Annotated in this window: 12 protein-coding genes; 8 read left to right on the top strand and 4 right to left on the bottom strand. The window is 63.1% G+C overall.

Going from position 1 to position 16,553, the window contains the following annotated elements:
• Positions 1-685: 685 nt before the first annotated feature.
• A complete protein-coding gene (locus tag MF134_RS06690) occupies positions 686-1,516 on the top strand; it encodes a MipA/OmpV family protein (protein ID WP_255338652.1) in 831 nt (276 codons plus the stop codon).
• A 48-nt stretch (positions 1,517-1,564) separates the two neighbouring features.
• On the opposite strand, the gene MF134_RS06695 is transcribed toward MF134_RS06690, so the two are convergent.
• Entirely contained in the window at positions 1,565-2,362 is a 798-nt protein-coding gene (locus tag MF134_RS06695) for an SDR family NAD(P)-dependent oxidoreductase (RefSeq protein ID WP_255338653.1), read from the bottom strand.
• 346 nt (positions 2,363-2,708) lie between these two features.
• On the opposite strand from MF134_RS06695, the gene MF134_RS06700 reads away from it, so the two are divergent.
• Both MF134_RS06700 and dnaK read left to right on the top strand, forming a co-directional pair.
• A complete protein-coding gene (locus MF134_RS06700) occupies positions 2,709-4,976 on the top strand; it encodes a transglycosylase domain-containing protein (protein WP_255338654.1) in 2,268 nt (755 codons plus the stop codon).
• Positions 4,977-5,490: 514 nt separating this feature from the next.
• Positions 5,491-7,419 carry a molecular chaperone DnaK gene (dnaK, locus tag MF134_RS06705; RefSeq protein WP_255338655.1) on the top strand — a complete coding sequence of 643 codons (1,929 nt, stop codon included), beginning with the start codon at positions 5,491-5,493 and terminating at the stop codon, positions 7,417-7,419.
• A gap of 128 nt (positions 7,420-7,547) precedes the next feature.
• Here the strand turns inward: dnaK and MF134_RS06710 are convergent, their stop codons facing one another.
• Together MF134_RS06710 and purB are read right to left on the bottom strand one after the other, a co-directional pair.
• The gene (locus MF134_RS06710) at positions 7,548-7,736 is read right to left on the bottom strand and encodes a hypothetical protein (protein WP_255338656.1); all 189 of its coding nucleotides are present in this window, start codon (positions 7,734-7,736) and stop codon (positions 7,548-7,550) included.
• Positions 7,737-7,826: 90 nt separating this feature from the next.
• Entirely contained in the window at positions 7,827-9,158 is a 1,332-nt protein-coding gene (gene purB / locus MF134_RS06715; protein ID WP_255338657.1) for an adenylosuccinate lyase, read from the bottom strand.
• A 390-nt stretch (positions 9,159-9,548) separates the two neighbouring features.
• On the opposite strand from purB, the gene MF134_RS06720 reads away from it, so the two are divergent.
• Entirely contained in the window at positions 9,549-10,223 is a 675-nt protein-coding gene (locus MF134_RS06720) for an FkbM family methyltransferase (protein ID WP_255338658.1), read from the top strand.
• Between the two features lie 131 nt (positions 10,224-10,354).
• Here the strand turns inward: MF134_RS06720 and metC are convergent, their stop codons facing one another.
• Positions 10,355-11,545: a cystathionine beta-lyase gene (gene metC, locus MF134_RS06725; protein ID WP_255338659.1), complete on the bottom strand. Its 1,191-nt coding sequence runs from the start codon at positions 11,543-11,545 to the stop codon at positions 10,355-10,357.
• 212 nt (positions 11,546-11,757) lie between these two features.
• Between metC and MF134_RS06730 the strand changes: the two genes are divergently transcribed.
• The 4 genes from MF134_RS06730 to MF134_RS06745 all read left to right on the top strand — a co-directional run bounded on the left by MF134_RS06730 (position 11,758) and on the right by MF134_RS06745 (position 16,444).
• Complete coding sequence (locus MF134_RS06730; protein ID WP_255338660.1) at positions 11,758-12,777, top strand: transporter substrate-binding domain-containing protein; 1,020 nt, start codon at positions 11,758-11,760, stop codon at positions 12,775-12,777.
• Between the two features lie 152 nt (positions 12,778-12,929).
• Positions 12,930-14,117, top strand: a complete 1,188-nt coding sequence (locus MF134_RS06735) for an amino acid ABC transporter permease (protein WP_255338661.1) — start codon at positions 12,930-12,932, stop codon at positions 14,115-14,117.
• A gap of 14 nt (positions 14,118-14,131) precedes the next feature.
• On the top strand, positions 14,132-15,631 hold the full coding sequence (locus MF134_RS06740; RefSeq protein WP_255338662.1) for an amino acid ABC transporter permease: 1,500 nt from the start codon (positions 14,132-14,134) through the stop codon (positions 15,629-15,631).
• Positions 15,632-15,649: 18 nt separating this feature from the next.
• Complete coding sequence (locus MF134_RS06745) at positions 15,650-16,444, top strand: amino acid ABC transporter ATP-binding protein (protein ID WP_304363653.1); 795 nt, start codon at positions 15,650-15,652, stop codon at positions 16,442-16,444.
• Positions 16,445-16,553 lie beyond the last annotated feature (109 nt).

Consider the following 16,553-nt stretch of genomic DNA (forward strand, 5'->3'; position numbering starts at 1 on the left):
AGGAAGTTTGCGGGGTGGTGTCTCTGGCACCCGGCCGACCAAGAAGCAGGCAGAGCCATGGACACCGGCTCAAAGCCGGGAAACGAAGCGGGAAAGGGCGGCGCGAGACGTAAAACGCGACGGGCGGGCGCGAAAGAAAAGCGGCATGAAGCCGTGTCGAAAACCCGCATCAACTGCTTGTGGGACGCACGCCGATTCGCGTCAGAGCGCCGCTTCGAGACTGGCTGGCGGCCGAAAGATCCCGCGGGTTAACGCCTTCTTAACAAAATGCCTTCAATTTGGACGTCATAGGGGACCGGTACCGCAACATTTTCGCGACCAATGATCGATTTTTGGTCACGATCATGCGATAGGCCGATACCGGTTAAGGGGATGACCGAACCTCGAAAGAGGAGCGGGGGACATGCGGAAGGGCGCGGCATCGGGGGATCGCCGCGCCCTTCCTGCGTTTTGGGCGTTGACCCCAACGCCATTCCCATTCCACCCGCAACCGTCTGTGCCCATCCTGCAACGCTTTGATCCGAATGGGCTCCCGGCGGTCGATTTCGCGGGGTGTGTGAATTGCGTTCGAAGGTCTTGCGCGCCAAAACATGGGCCTAGCATGCCCGACGGGGCGGGGCGCCGAGAGGTGGTCTCGCACCGGGACAGTCAGAACGAGGCGTGCAAACGGCTGGAGTATCAGACCATGGCTTTGCGCTTTGCCTCGACGGTTTTCGCCGCATTCCTGGGCTCGACCGTCCTGGCGAGCGCGGCCGATGTCACCGGCCCCTACGACCCGGCGCCGCAGGCGCCGATGCCGGCGACCGTCGACTATGGCGGCGATGATTTCGTCTTCGAACTCGGCATCAAGGGTCTCGTCGAGCCGGACTTCCTCGGTTCCGACGACTACCGAATCGTGCCGGCGGCGATCTTCAGCGTCGAATATCTGAACCTGCCCGGCATCGGCTCCTTCGGCGGACCGGACGGCCTCGGCTTCTCCATCGGCCCGTCCTTCAATTATATCGGCGAGCGCACTTCGAACGACTATCCGGTGCTCAACGGCCTCGACGACGTCGATGCCACCTACGAGGCGGGCATCAAGGTCAGCTACGAGTGGGAATATGCCGAAGTCTATGGCGCCGTGCGTTATGCGTTCGGCGGTGCGGAAGGCGTCGTCGGCGATGCCGGTGCGAACCTGATCGCGCGGCCGACCGACTATCTGACCTTCAAGCTCGGACCGACGGTCAGCTTCGCCTCCGAAAGCTACATGGACGATTATTTCTCCGTCAGCCCGGCGGAATCGATCGCCAGCGGCGGACGCTTCGGCACCTATGATGCCGGCGGCGGCTTCAAGTCGGTCGGCGTGGCGGCATCCGCCCGTTACGAATTCTACACCGACTGGTTCCTCAACGCCGACGCATCCTGGGACAAGCTGGTGGGCGACGCGGCCGACTCGCCGATCGTCGAGGCTGGCGACGACGACCAGTACACTTTCAGCCTCGGCATCTCGAAGCGCTTCTCGCTCGACCTCTTCTGATCAGCGTCGGCGCGGGCGGCGACCACTTCGCCGCCCCTGACGTTCTGCTCACGGCACGATCGAATCGACCACCCCGCCATCGACGCGCAGCGCGCCGCCGGTGGTGGCGGATGCCTCCTTCGAACAGGCATAAACGATCATGTTCGCGACCTCCTCGACGGTCGCGGGGCGCTGCAGGATCGAGCTCGGGCGCTCGGACTGCACGAAGGCCTTGCCGGCCTCCTCGATCGAGACGCCCTGTTCCTCCGCCATCTCCTTCAGCATCCCCTTGACGCCTTCCGACATTGTCGGTCCGGGCAGCACGGAATTCACCGTCACGCCGGTTCCCGCCGCCAGCTTGGCGAGGCCGCGGGAGAGCGACAGGACGGCGGTCTTGGTGAAGCCGTAATGGATCATGTCGGCCGGAATGTTGAGCGCCGATTCCGACGACAGGAACACGACGCGTCCGAAACCGCGCTCCATCATTCCCTTCATCGTCGCGCGGGCCAGCCGCACGCCTGACATCACATTGAGCTGGAAGAACTTTTCCCAGGTTTCGTCGTCCACCTCGAAAAAGGGCTTTGGCCCGAAGATCCCGACATTGTTGACGAGAATGTCCGGTTCGGGAACCGCCTGGAGCAGCTTGTCGCAGCCTTCGGCCGTGGCGAGGTCGCTCGCCACACCGGAAACGTCGGAGCGCGGCACGGCGTCGAGAACGGCGCGGATGGCGGTCTCCACGCGGTCGGAATCGCGGCCGTTGACGACGACGCGGGCGCCGGCTCGTGCGAGGCCGATGGCGGCCGCAAGGCCGATGCCGGCGGTCGAACCGGTGACGATGGCGGTCTTGCCGGAAAGATCGATCTGCATGTCCTGTCTCGTTCGTTGTTTCGATGTTGAGCACGAGACGTAAGGACCGATCGGCGCCGAGACAGGGGCGAGGCTTGCAACGGCGCGTTCACGAGGGCGTCGACCCCGCCGACATTCCTTAACGCCCCGTTAAATCGCCGCATTTAAGTTCGACATTCCAGCCTGCCGAAGCCGGCTTGGCATGATCCGAGCCGGCCCGGCGGCGTCTTTGTGGGGACAGGCGCTTGGAGGAGTCGATCGGCCTTGCGGTCACGGCTCCGGCATTGTGGGGAAAATCGAGGGGGACCCGGCCGCGGCTTCGCTAGCCTTGTGGCCCGTCGCCCCGATGCGATGATGGAAGTCTGGCATGGCGGCACGGCGGCAAGAGCGGATCGAACCGAGCTTCGAGCGCCCCGAAGAGGTGAGGGCGGACGAGTTCTCGATCAGCCCGGATGATCGGGCGGTGCCGTCCGCTGCGAACGATGCGCGTCGCAAGTCGAAGAAGTCGAAGCCCGCCGCAAAGCCTTCCCGTGCCTCGTCGAAGTCCTCGGCCAGCCGTCGCTCCGGTCGAGGCTCAGGGGCCTCGGGAGGCGGCAATGGCGGAGGTTCCGGGCGCCGTCGGCGGCGCCGCAGCTTCCTTGGTCATATCTTCCGGCTGGGATTTGCCGGTGCTCTCTGGGGCGGCCTCGCGGTCGCGGCCGTCATCGGCTATTTCGCGATCAAGCTGCCGCAGGAGGCCTGGGCGATCCCGGATCGTCCGCCCAACGTCAAGATCGTTTCGGTCAGCGGCGAGCTCATGGCCAATCGCGGCCTCACGGGTGGCAAGGAAGTCTCGCTCGACGAGATGAGCCCCTATATTCCCCAGGCCGTCATCGCCATCGAGGACCGGCGCTTCTTTGACCATTGGGGCGTCGACCCGATCGGCATCACGCGTGCCTTCATCGAGAACTGGCAGGCGGGCGCGACGGTTCAGGGTGGTTCGACCCTGACCCAGCAGCTCGCCAAGAACGTCTTCCTCAATCCGGATCAGACGATCCAGCGCAAGATCCAGGAAGCAATCCTTTCGCTCTGGCTCGAGCAGAAGTTCACCAAGAACCAGATCCTCGAAATGTATCTGAACCGCGTCTATTTCGGCTCCGGCGCGACGGGCGTGGAGGCAGCGGCGCGGCGCTATTTCAACAAGTCGGCGAGCGAGGTGAGTCTGGCCGAGGCGGCGTTGCTGGCCGGTCTCCTCAAGGCGCCCTCGCGCCTGTCGCCGGCGCGCGACCCGGAGGCTGCAAAGGAGCGTGCCGAGGTGGTCCTGGCCGCCATGCACGACCAGAACCTCATCGACGCGCAGGAATATGCCGACGCGGCTGCGCAGAAGGCGACCAAGGCCAAGAGCTACTGGACCGGCGCCGAGCACTATGCGGCCGATCTCGTCATGCGCGACATCAAGTCTCTCGTGGGCGAGGTGAAGGAAGACGTGGTCGTCGAGACCACGATCGACCTGTCGCTGGAAAAGCTCGGAGAGAAGGTGGTCCGCCAGACCGTCGACGGCGCGAAGCAGAATGTCAGCCAGGGGGCTCTGGTGGCGCTGGACGGGACCGGTGCGATCCGCGCGCTCGTCGGTGGACGAGACTACGCCCAGAGCCAGTTCAACCGCGCGGTCGATGCCAAGCGGCAGCCGGGCTCGACCTTCAAGCCCTTCGTCTATGCGACCGCCATCGAGCATGGCTGGCGGCCGGAAAGCGTGATCGAAGACGGTCCGGTGCGGATCGGCAAATGGACGCCCCAGAACTACGACAACAAGTATCGCGGGCCGGTGATGATCGCCGATGCGCTGCGCCAGTCTCTGAATACGGTGGCGGCACGGCTGATCGACGATGTCGGCACCGACGCCGTGATCGAGACCGCCCATCGCATGGGTATCGAATCGGAGCTCGTGAACAACCCGTCGATCGCGCTCGGCACGTCGGAGGTCTCGCTTCTGGAACTGACCGGTGCCTTCGCCCCCTTTGCCAATGGCGGCTATCGGGCGACGCCGCATCTGGTGAACCGTATCACCACCGAAGACGGCCGGGTGCTCTGGGAGCGCGGGGCCGAAGTGCCGCCGAAGATCGTCTCGGAAGACGTGGTTGGCATGATGAACGCGATGCTGAAGCGCGTGGTCAGCGCCGGCACCGGGCGACGGGCCGCGATCGATGGCTGGGAGGCCGCAGGCAAGACCGGCACGACCCAGGATTTCAAGGACGCCTGGTTCGTCGGTTACACGGCCGATCTCGTGGCCGGCGTCTGGCTCGGCAACGACAATGGCGCCAAGATGCGCCGCGTGACCGGCGGTTCGCTCCCCGCCGAGGCCTGGCACGACTTCATGGCCGCCGCGCATGAGGACACGCCGGTCATCCCGCTGCCGGGCAATTACCGCGTCGGTGATCCGGAGGCGCCGCTCGTCGCCGAGGGTGCCGATGGCGAGTACTACTACGACAGCGAACTGCCGACCGAGGACGGTCAGTATTACAGCCCGGCGCGGGAGGAAAATCCGCAGGGCCGGGTCATCTACCGCCGCCCGCCACCGGGGGCGGTGCTTGAAGGCCGGGTACCGCCGCCGCGCGAAACCGACCGCAGCCTGTTCGAGCGTATCTTCGGTGGATAGGCCGGGCCTCGCTGATCGATCGACACACAAAAAGGGCGCTCCGCGACAATCGCGGGGCGCCCTTGAGTTTCAGCGATCGGGTTGTCGGATCAGACGACGCCGAGCAGCGACAGCACGATGACGATGACCACGATGAGTCCGATCAGATAGATGATGTTTCTTGCCACGTCTTTTCCTTTCCCGATGCTTCGACCCGCTGCGTGAGTTGCTCGGGCCTTTGCTTTGAAGCATTAGCGCGCGAGCGGCCTTGCGGTTCCCATCGGGCAGGGAATTTCTGTTGACGCGGCCGGTCGCAGGCTCCCTTGCCCAACCGAAAACCTCGCCTCACGAAAGCGTCAGAAGGCGCCTTGCGCCGTAACTGGGCCATTCATATATAGCCGCCATCACCGCTCGGCCGGACGACTTTCTGAACGCGACCGGCCTTTTGAGATTTTGAGACGCTGCGCGGGGGTCGCCCAGCGGGAACGCCTCGACGAGGGTCCCGGGCGGCTCGCTTGAAAAGGAGAGTATGAATATGGCGAAGGTTATCGGTATCGACCTTGGCACGACCAATTCCTGCGTCGCCGTCATGGACGGCAAGAACGCAAAGGTCATCGAAAACGCCGAAGGCGCGCGTACGACGCCCTCGATGGTGGCGTTCACGGATGATGACGAGCGGCTCGTCGGCCAGCCGGCCAAGCGCCAGGCCGTGACCAATCCGGAAGACACATTGTTTGCCGTGAAGCGCCTGATCGGCCGCCGCTACTCCGATCCGACGGTGGAGAAGGACAAGGGCCTCGTTCCCTACAAGATCGTCGAAGGCGGCAACGGCGACGCTTGGGTCGAAGCGTCCGGCGAGAAGTATTCTCCGTCGCAGATTTCCGCGATGATCCTTCAGAAGATGAAGGAAACCGCTGAATCCTATCTTGGCGAGAAGGTCGAGAAGGCGGTCATTACCGTTCCCGCCTACTTCAACGACGCCCAGCGTCAGGCCACCAAGGACGCCGGCAAGATCGCGGGCCTCGAGGTTCTGCGCATCATCAACGAGCCGACCGCGGCGGCACTCGCCTACGGTCTCGACAAGTCCGACGGCAAGACCATCGCCGTCTACGACCTTGGCGGCGGCACGTTCGACGTCTCGGTGCTCGAGATTGGCGACGGCGTCTTCGAGGTGAAGTCGACGAATGGCGACACCTTCCTGGGCGGCGAAGACTTCGACATGCGTCTGGTCGACTACCTCGCCTCGGAGTTCAAGAAGGACCAGGGCATCGATCTGAAGAACGACAAGCTCGCCCTTCAGCGGCTCAAGGAAGCGGCCGAGAAGGCCAAGATCGAGCTTTCCTCCGCCTCGCAGACCGAGGTGAACCTGCCCTTCATCACCGCCGATCAGACCGGCCCGAAGCACCTGAACATCAAGCTGACGCGTTCCAAGTTCGAGTCGCTGGTCGATGAGTTGGTGCAGCGTACGGTCGGCCCGATGCAGGCTGCCCTCAAGGACGCCGGCATGTCGGCCAACGAGATCGACGAAGTGGTGCTCGTCGGCGGCATGACGCGCATGCCGAAGGTGCAGGAGACGGTGAAGAAGTTCTTCGGCAAGGAGCCGCACAAGGGCGTTAATCCGGACGAGGTCGTCGCCATGGGCGCTGCGATCCAGGCCGGTGTGCTCCAGGGCGACGTCAAGGACGTTCTGCTTCTCGACGTGACCCCGCTGTCGCTCGGCATCGAGACGCTCGGTGGCGTGTTCACCCGTCTGATCGACCGCAACACGACGATCCCGACCAAGAAGTCTCAGACCTTCTCCACGGCCGAAGACAACCAGAACGCCGTGACCATCCAGGTCTTCCAGGGTGAGCGCGAGATGGCGGCCGACAACAAGCTGCTCGGCCGGTTCAACCTCGAGGGGATTCCGCCAGCACCGCGCGGCGTGCCGCAGATCGAGGTTACCTTCGACATCGACGCTAACGGCATCGTCAACGTCTCGGCGAAGGACAAGGGCACCAACAAGGAGCAGCGGATCACGATCCAGGCTTCCGGTGGTCTGTCCGACGACGACATCGAGCAGATGGTCAAGGACGCCGAGGCCAACGCCGAGGCCGACAAGAAGCGGCGCGAGGGCGTCGAGGCCAAGAACCAGGCCGAAAGCCTCGTTCACTCGGCCGAGAAGTCGCTGGCCGACTATGGCGAGAAGGTCTCCGAGGAAGACCGCACTGCCATCCGCGCGGCGATCGACGATCTGAAGGCTGAACTCGAGAAGAGCGACGCCGATGCCGATGCCATCAAGGCCAAGAGCGAGACCCTCGCCCAGGCTTCGATGAAGCTCGGTCAGGCCATGTACGAGGCGGCCCAGGCAGAGCAGGGCGCCGAGGGCGATGGGTCCGAGGAGGCCTCGAGCGAGGCGAAGGACGATGTGGTCGACGCCGATTACGAGGAAGTCGACGACGAGCAGAAGAAGAAGTCTGCCTGATCCTTCGGACCTGAAGTCCACGCAACAAGAAACCCCGGTGCGGAATGGCACCGGGGTTTTTCATGTCGACCGTCTGGATGATCGAAACCGTTCCTCTGGCAAAGCGCCGGGGGTGATACGCGGCGGCGCTATCCGCTCTCGGCTGCAGGCGCGGGCTCAGGCGGATCGGGGCGGGTGCCCTCGTCCGGTGTTCCGGTGAAGAAAATGAAATAGGCGATCGCAGCGAGAACGACGACGGCGACCGTCACCCAGAGTGCGTGGCGTCCGCGGCTGCGCGCCTCGGGTCCGCGCGACGGGGGACCGGGATTGGGGGCCAATTCTTCCTCCCATGGTTCGGTTCGACAAGGACGGGGTCCAAGCCGCCGCCTCTGTCAGACGAACCGAGCAGGAAGCCCGAGAGTTCCGACTCAGCTCTCGCGGCCGAAAACCCGCTTGAAGATCGTGCCGACCTGTTTCGTGTGATAGCCGAGATCGAAGCGCTTGCGGATTTCCTCCTCGGACAAGGCCTTGCGGACCTCTTCGTCCTTCAGAAGCTCTTCGAGGAAATCGACCGTCGCCGAACCGGCGACGTGATAGCTCTCCCAGACCTTCATCGCGTTGCGCTGCACGAGGCGATAGGCGTCCTCGCGGCTGACACCGGCCTGGGTCAGCGCCAGCAGGATGCGCTGCGAGTGCACGAGGCCGCCGAGCCTGTCCATGTTGTTGACCATGCGCTCCGGATAGACGAGCAACTTGTCGACGACGCCGGTGAGGCGCGCGAGGGCGAAGTCGAGCGTGATCGTCGCGTCCGGCCCGATATAACGCTCGACCGAGGAGTGCGAGATGTCCCGCTCGTGCCAGAGCGCAACGTTCTCCATCGCCGGCAGGGCGTAGGAGCGAACCATCCGCGCAAGGCCGGTGAGGTTTTCCGTCAGCACGGGATTGCGTTTGTGGGGCATCGCCGAGGAGCCCTTCTGACCCGGCGAGAAATACTCTTCGGCTTCCAGAACCTCGGTGCGCTGCAGATGGCGGATCTCGGTCGCAAGGCGCTCGATCGACGAGGCGATGACGCCCAGCGTCGCAAAGTACATGGCGTGCCGGTCGCGCGGAATGACCTGGGCCGAGACCGGTTCGGGCTTCAGCCCCATGGCTTCTGCCACGTGCTCTTCCACGTAAGGATCAATGTTGGCGAAGGATCCGACAGCACCGGAGATCGCGCAGGTAGCCACCTCCGCACGGGCCGCAACGAGGCGCTCGCGGCAACGCTGGAACTCGACATAGGCTTGGGCGAGCTTCACGCCGAACGTGGTCGGCTCGGCATGGATGCCGTGCGAGCGGCCGATCGTGACCGTGTCGCGGTGCTCGAAGGCGCGCCGTTCGAGCGCCGCAAGCAGAGCGTCGAGATCGGCGAGCAGAATGTCGGAAGCCTTGGTGAGCTGGACATTGAAACACGTGTCGAGCACGTCGGACGACGTCATGCCCTGATGGACGAAGCGGGCATCCGGTCCGACGATTTCCGACAGATGGGTGAGGAAGGCGATGACGTCGTGCTTGGTCTCGCGCTCGATCTCGTCGATCCGATCGATGTCGAAGGTCGCCGCTCCACCCTTTTCCCAGATCGTCTTCGCGGCCTCTTTCGGGATCACCCCAAGCTCGGCCAGCGCGTCGCAGGCATGGGCCTCGATCTCGAACCAGATACGGAACTTCGTCTCCGGCGACCAGACAGAGACCATTTCGGGGCGGGCGTAGCGTGGGATCATCGAGAATTTCCGGGAAATTGAAGCCGAAGCGATTGTCGTCCGCTCTAACAGAGCCCGCCGGGCGCCTCAATCTGCAGGAGAGGGGTGGTCACATTGCGGGCGTGGAAAACCCGCCCGCCTCAAGAGAAATTTTGCGGCGCACCATTCGGCTGAGGATTGATGCTCGCTCCCCATTCCCGTCGGTCAACTTATCCTCTAGAAGGCTGGTGCGTTCAGGGACAATCGACGCCTATCGAGGAACACACAATCGTGTCGAGAAACGACTTAAAGAGCATCGTAGGGGGGCTGAAACGGGTCGGTCGGTACGGCTTCAGGCGTCTTCGGAGAGGCCAACTCAGTGCTCCCGTGTCACCGCAACCCATTCCTCCCAGCAACCCACAGGAAGCATCAATGTCCGTATTCGAAACCGAGTTTCACAAGTTTGCCGCCCGTTTCGGCTACACCAGACAGGCAGAGTTGTTTAACCCCTTTTACCTTCAGGGGCTCCAACTCGGACCGAATTCGATCATCGATGTTGGGGTTCGTCAGGGTACGAAGCCGTTGTACCATGCTTACCCGGAACTCGACTTCCTGCTGATCGACCCGCAAGCGGGTGGCGAAGACGTTCTGCGTCTCAAGCCTGAAAAATACAAGTTCATCAACAAGGCGATCGGTCGCGCGCCGGGACGTATGGAAATCAGCGATGATGACGCCAAGTCGACGCTTCTCAAGCGTACCAGCCTGACAGGTGGAGCGGACGCTAAGACCTATACGGTTGATGTGACGACCCTTGATGCCGTCATCGACGAGTACAAGCCGAAGCCGAAGATCGGCATCAAACTCGATATCGAAGGCTTCGAGATGGATGCAATCGAGGGGCTGGACAAGCACCTCCCGGACGTTGCCTTCATCATCGCGGAGGTCTCGGTCCGAGAGCGTTTCGAGGGTGGTTATACCTTTTCCCAGATGATTACGCGGATGCAGGAAAAGGGCTTCTGGTTCTACAACATCATGAACTACCTGCAGAGGCGGCCGTTGTTCTACGACGTGCTCTTCCTGCCGGCAGGACATCCGCTGTTCAAATAAGTGCAAGTGCGCCTGGCGCTGGCCGGTCCTCCGGGCGGCGCCAAGCTGCATGATCTCTCGTCCGCGATGGATTTCTACCTCGTCAGAGAAGCGACCCCGCAGCGCCGCTCTCTCTTCTGCAGCGGCGTCATCTACGACGGTAGGCCAGCCTCTGCCATGGCGGCAAAGCCCAGCTCCAGATCGGCCTTCAAGTCTTCCACGTCCTCCAATCCTACCTGCAGCCGGATCAGCGTGCCGGTTTCCGGACCCGTCGCGATCGTTCGATCGGACAGGTCGACGATGACGGCAAGACTCTCGTGGCCGCCCCAGGAATAGCCGAGACCGATCAGGGTCAGCGCATCGAGAAACGCACTGGCCTCTCGGAAGCCGACCGGCAGCACGAAGGAGAAGAGGCCGCTGGCGCCCGAGAACTGCTTCTTCCACAACTCGTGCTCAGCGAAGGAAGGGAGGGCGGGGTGCATCACGGCGGAGACGTCGTCGCGGCCTTCTAGCCATTCGGCGATCGCCATGGCCGACGCCATGTGACGCTCCAGCCGGACACCCATGGTCTTGAGTCCGCGCAGGACGAGAGAGCAGTCGTCCGGCGCCGCGTTGACGCCGATCTGCATCTGCGTCTTGCGAAGCTCGCGTGCGGTGGCTTCGTGGGCCGAGACGCTGCCCATCATCAGGTCCGAGTGCCCGCCCGGATATTTAGTCAGCGCGTGGATCGAAAGATCCACCCCATGTTCGAGCGGTCGGAAGAAGAGGGGGGTGGCCCAGGTGTTGTCCAGCATGGTCACTGCTCCGCCCTTGCGCGCGGCTGCGGCGACGGCTGCCACATCCATCATCTCGAACGTGTTGGAGCCCGGCGCTTCGAGGAATACGACTTTGGTATGAGGGCGCATCAGTTCGGCGATGCCGGCGCCGATATGCGGGTCGAAATACTCGACCTCGACGCCCATGCGCGTGAGCGTGCCGTTGCAGAAGGTGCGCGTCGGCGAATAGACGGAATCGACCACGAGGCAGTGGTCGCCAGCGCCCAGAAAAGCGAGCAGCGGGATCGAGATCGCGGCAAGGCCCGAGGGAACCAGAATGGTATCGGCGGCGCCTTCCAACTCGCTCAGCGCGTCCTCAAGCGCCTTTGTCGTAGGCGTTCCGCGCAATCCGTAGGTAAAGGGGAGCTCCGACCGGCGACGCATTTTCTCGGTTGACTCGAACAGCACCGTCGAGCCGCGCACCACCGGCGGATTGACGAAGCCATGGGTGGAATGGGGATCGTAAGGCGGGTGTGAAAGGCGCGTGTTCACGCCGTTTCGCGGCGCGTTTGGGCGATCTTTGTTCAAGGGAAGGGCCTTCTGCTCATTTTGTCTGCAGTCACGGTCTCTTGCGGCGAAAATGGTCGGGAAAACGCGGTGGCTGCTTGACCTGCATAAAATTTTGTCATGGAATTGAATTGGTTGAAGACGGCACTCGCAACGAAGGGCCGTTTCGGTGCGTGCCTTGGGGTACGCGCCACCGCACTAACAATCAAAACCCAGATGGGGAAGGCTTCCTGATGAAATCAAAGCTCCTGACCGCCGTACTTGGTCTATCGATTGCGGGCCTCGCCGCCGGAACGGCATCGGCGCAGACGCTTGAGACCGTCAAGGACCGCGGGATGCTTCGCTGCGGCGTGAACACCGGTCTGCCGGGCTTCGCTTCTCAGAACGATCAGGGCGAATGGCAGGGCCTCGATGTCGACTACTGCAAGGCGGTCGCGGCAGCTGTCTTCGGCGATGCCTCGAAGGTGCAGTATTCGCCGCTCTCGGCGGTCCAGCGCTTCCCGGCGCTGCAGAACAACGAGATCGACCTGCTCGCCCGCAACACGACCTGGACGATGGACCGCGACACGACGCTCGGCCTCGCCTTCGCCGGCGTCAACTACTATGACGGCCAGGGCTTCATGGTGAAGAACGATCTCGGCGTGAACTCCGCGCTCGAACTGTCCGGCGCGACGGTCTGCGTTCAGTCCGGCACCACGACGGAGCTGAACCTCGCGGACTATTTCCGCGTCAACAACATGGAATACAATCCGGTCGTCATCGAATCCCAGTCCGACGTGAACTCGGCCTATGATTCCGGTCGCTGCGACGTGCTGACGACCGACGCTTCGGGCCTCGCCGCTTCCCGTCTCGAAATGGCCAACCCGGACAACCACACGATCCTGCCGGAGATCATCTCCAAGGAGCCGCTCGGACCGGCCGTGCGCCAGGGCGACGACCAGTGGCTGAACATCGTCCAGTGGACCCATTTCGCGCTGCTCGACGCCGAGGAACTCGGTGTCACGATGGACAATGTCGACGAGATGATGGAATCCGAGAATCCGGAAATCCGTCGCCTGCTCGGTCAGGACAAGAACTTCGGTGAGGCGGTCGGCCTTTCGGCGGACTGGGCTGCGAACGTCATCAAGGCCGTGGGCAATTACGGCGAGATCTTCGAGCGCAATATCGGCGTCAACACGCCGCTGAAGATCCAGCGTGGCCAGAACGCCCTGTGGACCGACGGCGGCCTGCAGTACGGCATGCCGATCCGCTAAGATCGGTTGAGGCTTTCCGCGGGCGTCCTCCCGGCGCCCGCGGATCACGCCGACTTCGGCAATCTGTCAGGACGCGCTGTCTGTCGCGCGCGGCAGGGCCGGCCTGAACTTCCATTCCGCATGAAAGCCGTTTGTCGGAGGAGTCCGTCGTCATGAGCGTCGAGACGCAACCGATGCCGCGCGAAAGCGGGTCGTCCTGGCTGACGAACCCCACCGTCCGCAGCATCGTCATCCAGGTTTCCCTCATCGTCGCCCTGGTGGCGTTCACCTGGTGGATCATCGACAACACGGCCCGCAATCTGGCCGCGGCCAATATCGCGTCGGGTTTCGGCTTCCTGTGGTCGCGCGCCGGCTTCGACATCGCCATCACCCCCATCCCGTACACGTCGAACGACACATACGGCCACGCGATCATCGTCGCCATCATCAACACGCTGATCGTGGCGAGCACCGGCATCGCTCTGGCGACGATTCTCGGCTTCATCGTCGGCATCGGCCGGCTTTCGCGTAACTTCCTGATCCGCATGCTCTCGACCGTCTATGTCGAGACCTTCCGCAACATTCCGCCGCTCTTGGTCATCCTGTTCTGGTATTTCGGCGTGTTGTCGGTCTTGAGCGGGCCCCGCGGGGTCGAGGAAAACGTCTTCGGCGTCTACCTCACCAATCGCGGCCTGCAGATTCCGAGCCTGATCTTCGAGGCGCTCGCCTACGCCTCCGTCTTCGCCTTCGTGATCGGTGTCGCCGGCGCGATCTATCTCGCCCGGCGAAACAAGAAGATCCAGCTTGCCACGGGCGAGCGCAAGCCCACACTCTGGCCCACCGTCGGCCTCGTCGTCGGCCTCCCGATCCTCGCCTTCCTGCTCACCGGTCTTCCGGCGACGCTGGAATATCCGACGGCGAACCGCTTCAACCTCGCCGGTGGTTTCCAGGTTCGGCCGGAATACATCGCCCTGTGGCTGGCGCTGTCGATCTACACCGGCGCCTTCATCGCCGAGATCGTGCGCGCCGGCATCCTGTCGGTTTCCAAGGGGCAGAACGAGGCGGCGTCGGCACTCGGGCTGAAGCGGGGCCACGCTCTTCGCCTCGTCGTCGTGCCCCAGGCGTTCCGCGTCATCATCCCGCCGCTCACCAGCCAGTATCTGAACCTCACCAAGAACTCGTCTCTGGGTCTGGCCATCGGCTATCCCGAACTGGTGGCGGTCGGTTCGACGGTCCTCAACCAGTCGGGCCAGTCGATCGAGATCGTGGTGATCTGGATGACGGTCTACCTGACGATCAGCATTTCCGTGTCGATATTCATGAACTGGTTCAACGCCAAGATGGCGTTGGTCGAGCGTTGAGGAGAGCCTGACAGATGGAAGAACAGGTTTTCCAATACGTCTCGAAAGACCACAAATCGGCATTGCCGCCGCCGCCCAGCGAGACCGGCGCCTTCGGCACGGTGAAGCGCAATCTGTTTTCGACGCCGGTCGATTCCGTCCTGTCGATCCTTGCCGGCATATTCATCGTCTGGGCGGTGTGGAACATCTTCAACTGGGCCGTCGTCGATGCCGTCTTCTCCGGCTCGGACCGTGAAGCCTGCCTCGTGGAAGGCGGCGGCCACGGCGGCGCCTGCTGGGCCTTCATCGGCGCCAAGTTCGGCCAGTTCGTCTATGGCGTCTATCCGCTGGACGAGCGGTGGCGGATCGATCTCTCCCTGATCATGCTGGTCATCCTTGTGGCCGGGATCGCGATCCCATCCTTGCCCTACAAACGTTTGAACGCGGTTCTCCTCTTCGCCGTCTTTCCGGTCGTCACGCTGGTGCTTCTCACCGGCGGGCGTTTCGCCTTCTCCGGCGGTGAACTCGCGCTTCTGTTCTTGATCGCCGCTGCGGTGACGATCAGCGACGTCTCGGCCGAACCCGAGGTCGGTTTCCATTCGATGGCGGTGAAGATCGGGATCGGGGCGGCGCTCCTCTCACTGGTGGCGATTCTCATTTCGAACTTCGTGTCGGCGGGAACAATCGTCTTCCTCGACTTCCGCTTCTCGCCGCTGTCCTTGATCTCCTTCCTGGCTGCCGTGGTCTCGCTCGGCGCGGTCGTCTATGCCGGCTTCATGGCGCGGCGGGACGGTGGCAATCTCGCGCGGCTGTTCATTCCGGCCGGAGCGGTGATCCTCTTCGTCTTCGTCATGTCGACGAATTTCGGTCTGCCGCCGGTGCCGACCAATCTCTGGGGCGGCCTGATGCTGACCCTCGTGGTCGCGCTGACGGGTATTGCCGCCTCGCTGCCATTGGGGGTGATCCTTGCGCTCGGCCGGCGCTCCGACATGCCGGCGGTCAAGCTTCTCTGCGTCATCTTCATCGAGTTCTGGCGCGGCGTGCCGCTGATCACCGTCCTGTTCATGGCGAACTTCATGCTGCCGCTGTTCATGCCGGAAGGGGTGAGCTTCAACCAGCTTCTCCGCGCCCTTGTCGGCGTGGCGCTCTTCTCGGCCGCCTACATGGCGGAAGTGATCCGCGGTGGTCTGCAGGCGATCCCCAAGGGCCAGTACGAGGGCGCTGACGCGATGGCGCTCACCTATTGGCAGAAGATGCGGATGATCATCCTGCCGCAGGCGCTGAAGCTGGTGATCCCGGGCATCGTCAACACCTTCATCGGCCTCTTCAAGGACACGAGCCTTGTCTACATCATCGGCCTCGCCGATCTCCTGGGCACGGTGCGCCGGGGCTTCAACGATCCCAACTGGATCACGCCGTCGACCCCGGCCACGGGCCTGATCTTCGCCGCCTTCATCTATTGGGTCTTCTGCTTCGGCATGTCGCGCTACTCGATCTACACCGAGCGACGGCTCGACACCGGCCACAAGAGCTAGATTTCAAAGGAACCGACCATGAGCGTTCAAGCCGAAGCCGCCGTTTCCGAAGCGCCGAAGAAGAAGCTGCAGATCTCCGATGAGGTCGCCGTCGAGATGATCGGCGTGAACAAGTGGTTCGGCGAATTCCACGTCCTGCGCGACATCAATCTGACCGTCCGGCGCGGCGAGCGGATCGTCATCTGCGGTCCGTCCGGCTCCGGCAAGTCGACCACGATCCGCTGCATCAATCGCCTCGAGACTCATCAGAAGGGCAAGATCATCGTCGACGGGATCGAGCTCACCGACGATCTGAAGAAGATCGACGAGGTGCGGCGCGAAGTCGGGATGGTGTTCCAGCACTTCAATCTCTTCCCGCACCTGTCGATCCTCGAAAACTGCACCCTCGCGCCGATCTGGGTGCGCAAGATGCCGAAGAAGAAGGCCGAGGAAATTGCCATGCACTACCTCTCGCGGGTCAAGATCCCCGAGCAGGCGCACAAGTATCCGGGCCAGCTTTCCGGCGGTCAGCAGCAGCGCGTGGCGATCGCCCGCTCGCTCTGCATGAACCCCAAGGTGATGCTCTTCGACGAGCCGACGTCGGCGCTCGATCCCGAGATGATCAAGGAAGTGCTCGACGTGATGGTCGGGCTCGCCGAAGAGGGCATGACCATGCTGTGCGTGACCCACGAGATGGGCTTTGCGCGTCAGGTCGCCAATCGCGTGATCTTCATGGATCAGGGTCAGATCGTCGAACAGAACGAACCACACGCCTTCTTCACCGATCCGCAGCATGAGCGCACCAAGCTGTTCCTGTCGCAGATCCTGCACTGAGCGACACCGCCAGGAGCGAATCCGAGACTCCGCGTTACCAAGCTTGCGGTTGCGATTAACGCGGACGAAATGGCGTTGCCGGGGGAGTGTGCTTCTCTCGCGGGAACTT

It is taken from the genome of Jiella marina (assembly GCF_024359545.1).
Classification (GTDB): Bacteria; Pseudomonadota; Alphaproteobacteria; order Rhizobiales; family Rhizobiaceae; genus Jiella.

What these genes read in the sequence shown, in the direction of transcription:
- MF134_RS06690 (WP_255338652.1), top strand. Translation starts at nt 686, where the DNA reads ATGGCTTTGCGCTTTGCCTCGACGGTTTTCGCCGCATTCCTGGGCTCG.
- MF134_RS06695 (WP_255338653.1), bottom strand. Translation starts at nt 2,362, where the DNA reads ATGCAGATCGATCTTTCCGGCAAGACCGCCATCGTCACCGGTTCGACC.
- MF134_RS06700 (WP_255338654.1), top strand. Translation starts at nt 2,709, where the DNA reads ATGGCGGCACGGCGGCAAGAGCGGATCGAACCGAGCTTCGAGCGCCCC.
- dnaK (WP_255338655.1), top strand. Translation starts at nt 5,491, where the DNA reads ATGGCGAAGGTTATCGGTATCGACCTTGGCACGACCAATTCCTGCGTC.
- purB (WP_255338657.1), bottom strand. Translation starts at nt 9,158, where the DNA reads ATGATCCCACGCTACGCCCGCCCCGAAATGGTCTCTGTCTGGTCGCCG.
- MF134_RS06720 (WP_255338658.1), top strand. Translation starts at nt 9,549, where the DNA reads ATGTCCGTATTCGAAACCGAGTTTCACAAGTTTGCCGCCCGTTTCGGC.
- MF134_RS06730 (WP_255338660.1), top strand. Translation starts at nt 11,758, where the DNA reads ATGAAATCAAAGCTCCTGACCGCCGTACTTGGTCTATCGATTGCGGGC.
- MF134_RS06735 (WP_255338661.1), top strand. Translation starts at nt 12,930, where the DNA reads ATGAGCGTCGAGACGCAACCGATGCCGCGCGAAAGCGGGTCGTCCTGG.
- MF134_RS06740 (WP_255338662.1), top strand. Translation starts at nt 14,132, where the DNA reads ATGGAAGAACAGGTTTTCCAATACGTCTCGAAAGACCACAAATCGGCA.
- MF134_RS06745 (WP_304363653.1), top strand. Translation starts at nt 15,650, where the DNA reads ATGAGCGTTCAAGCCGAAGCCGCCGTTTCCGAAGCGCCGAAGAAGAAG.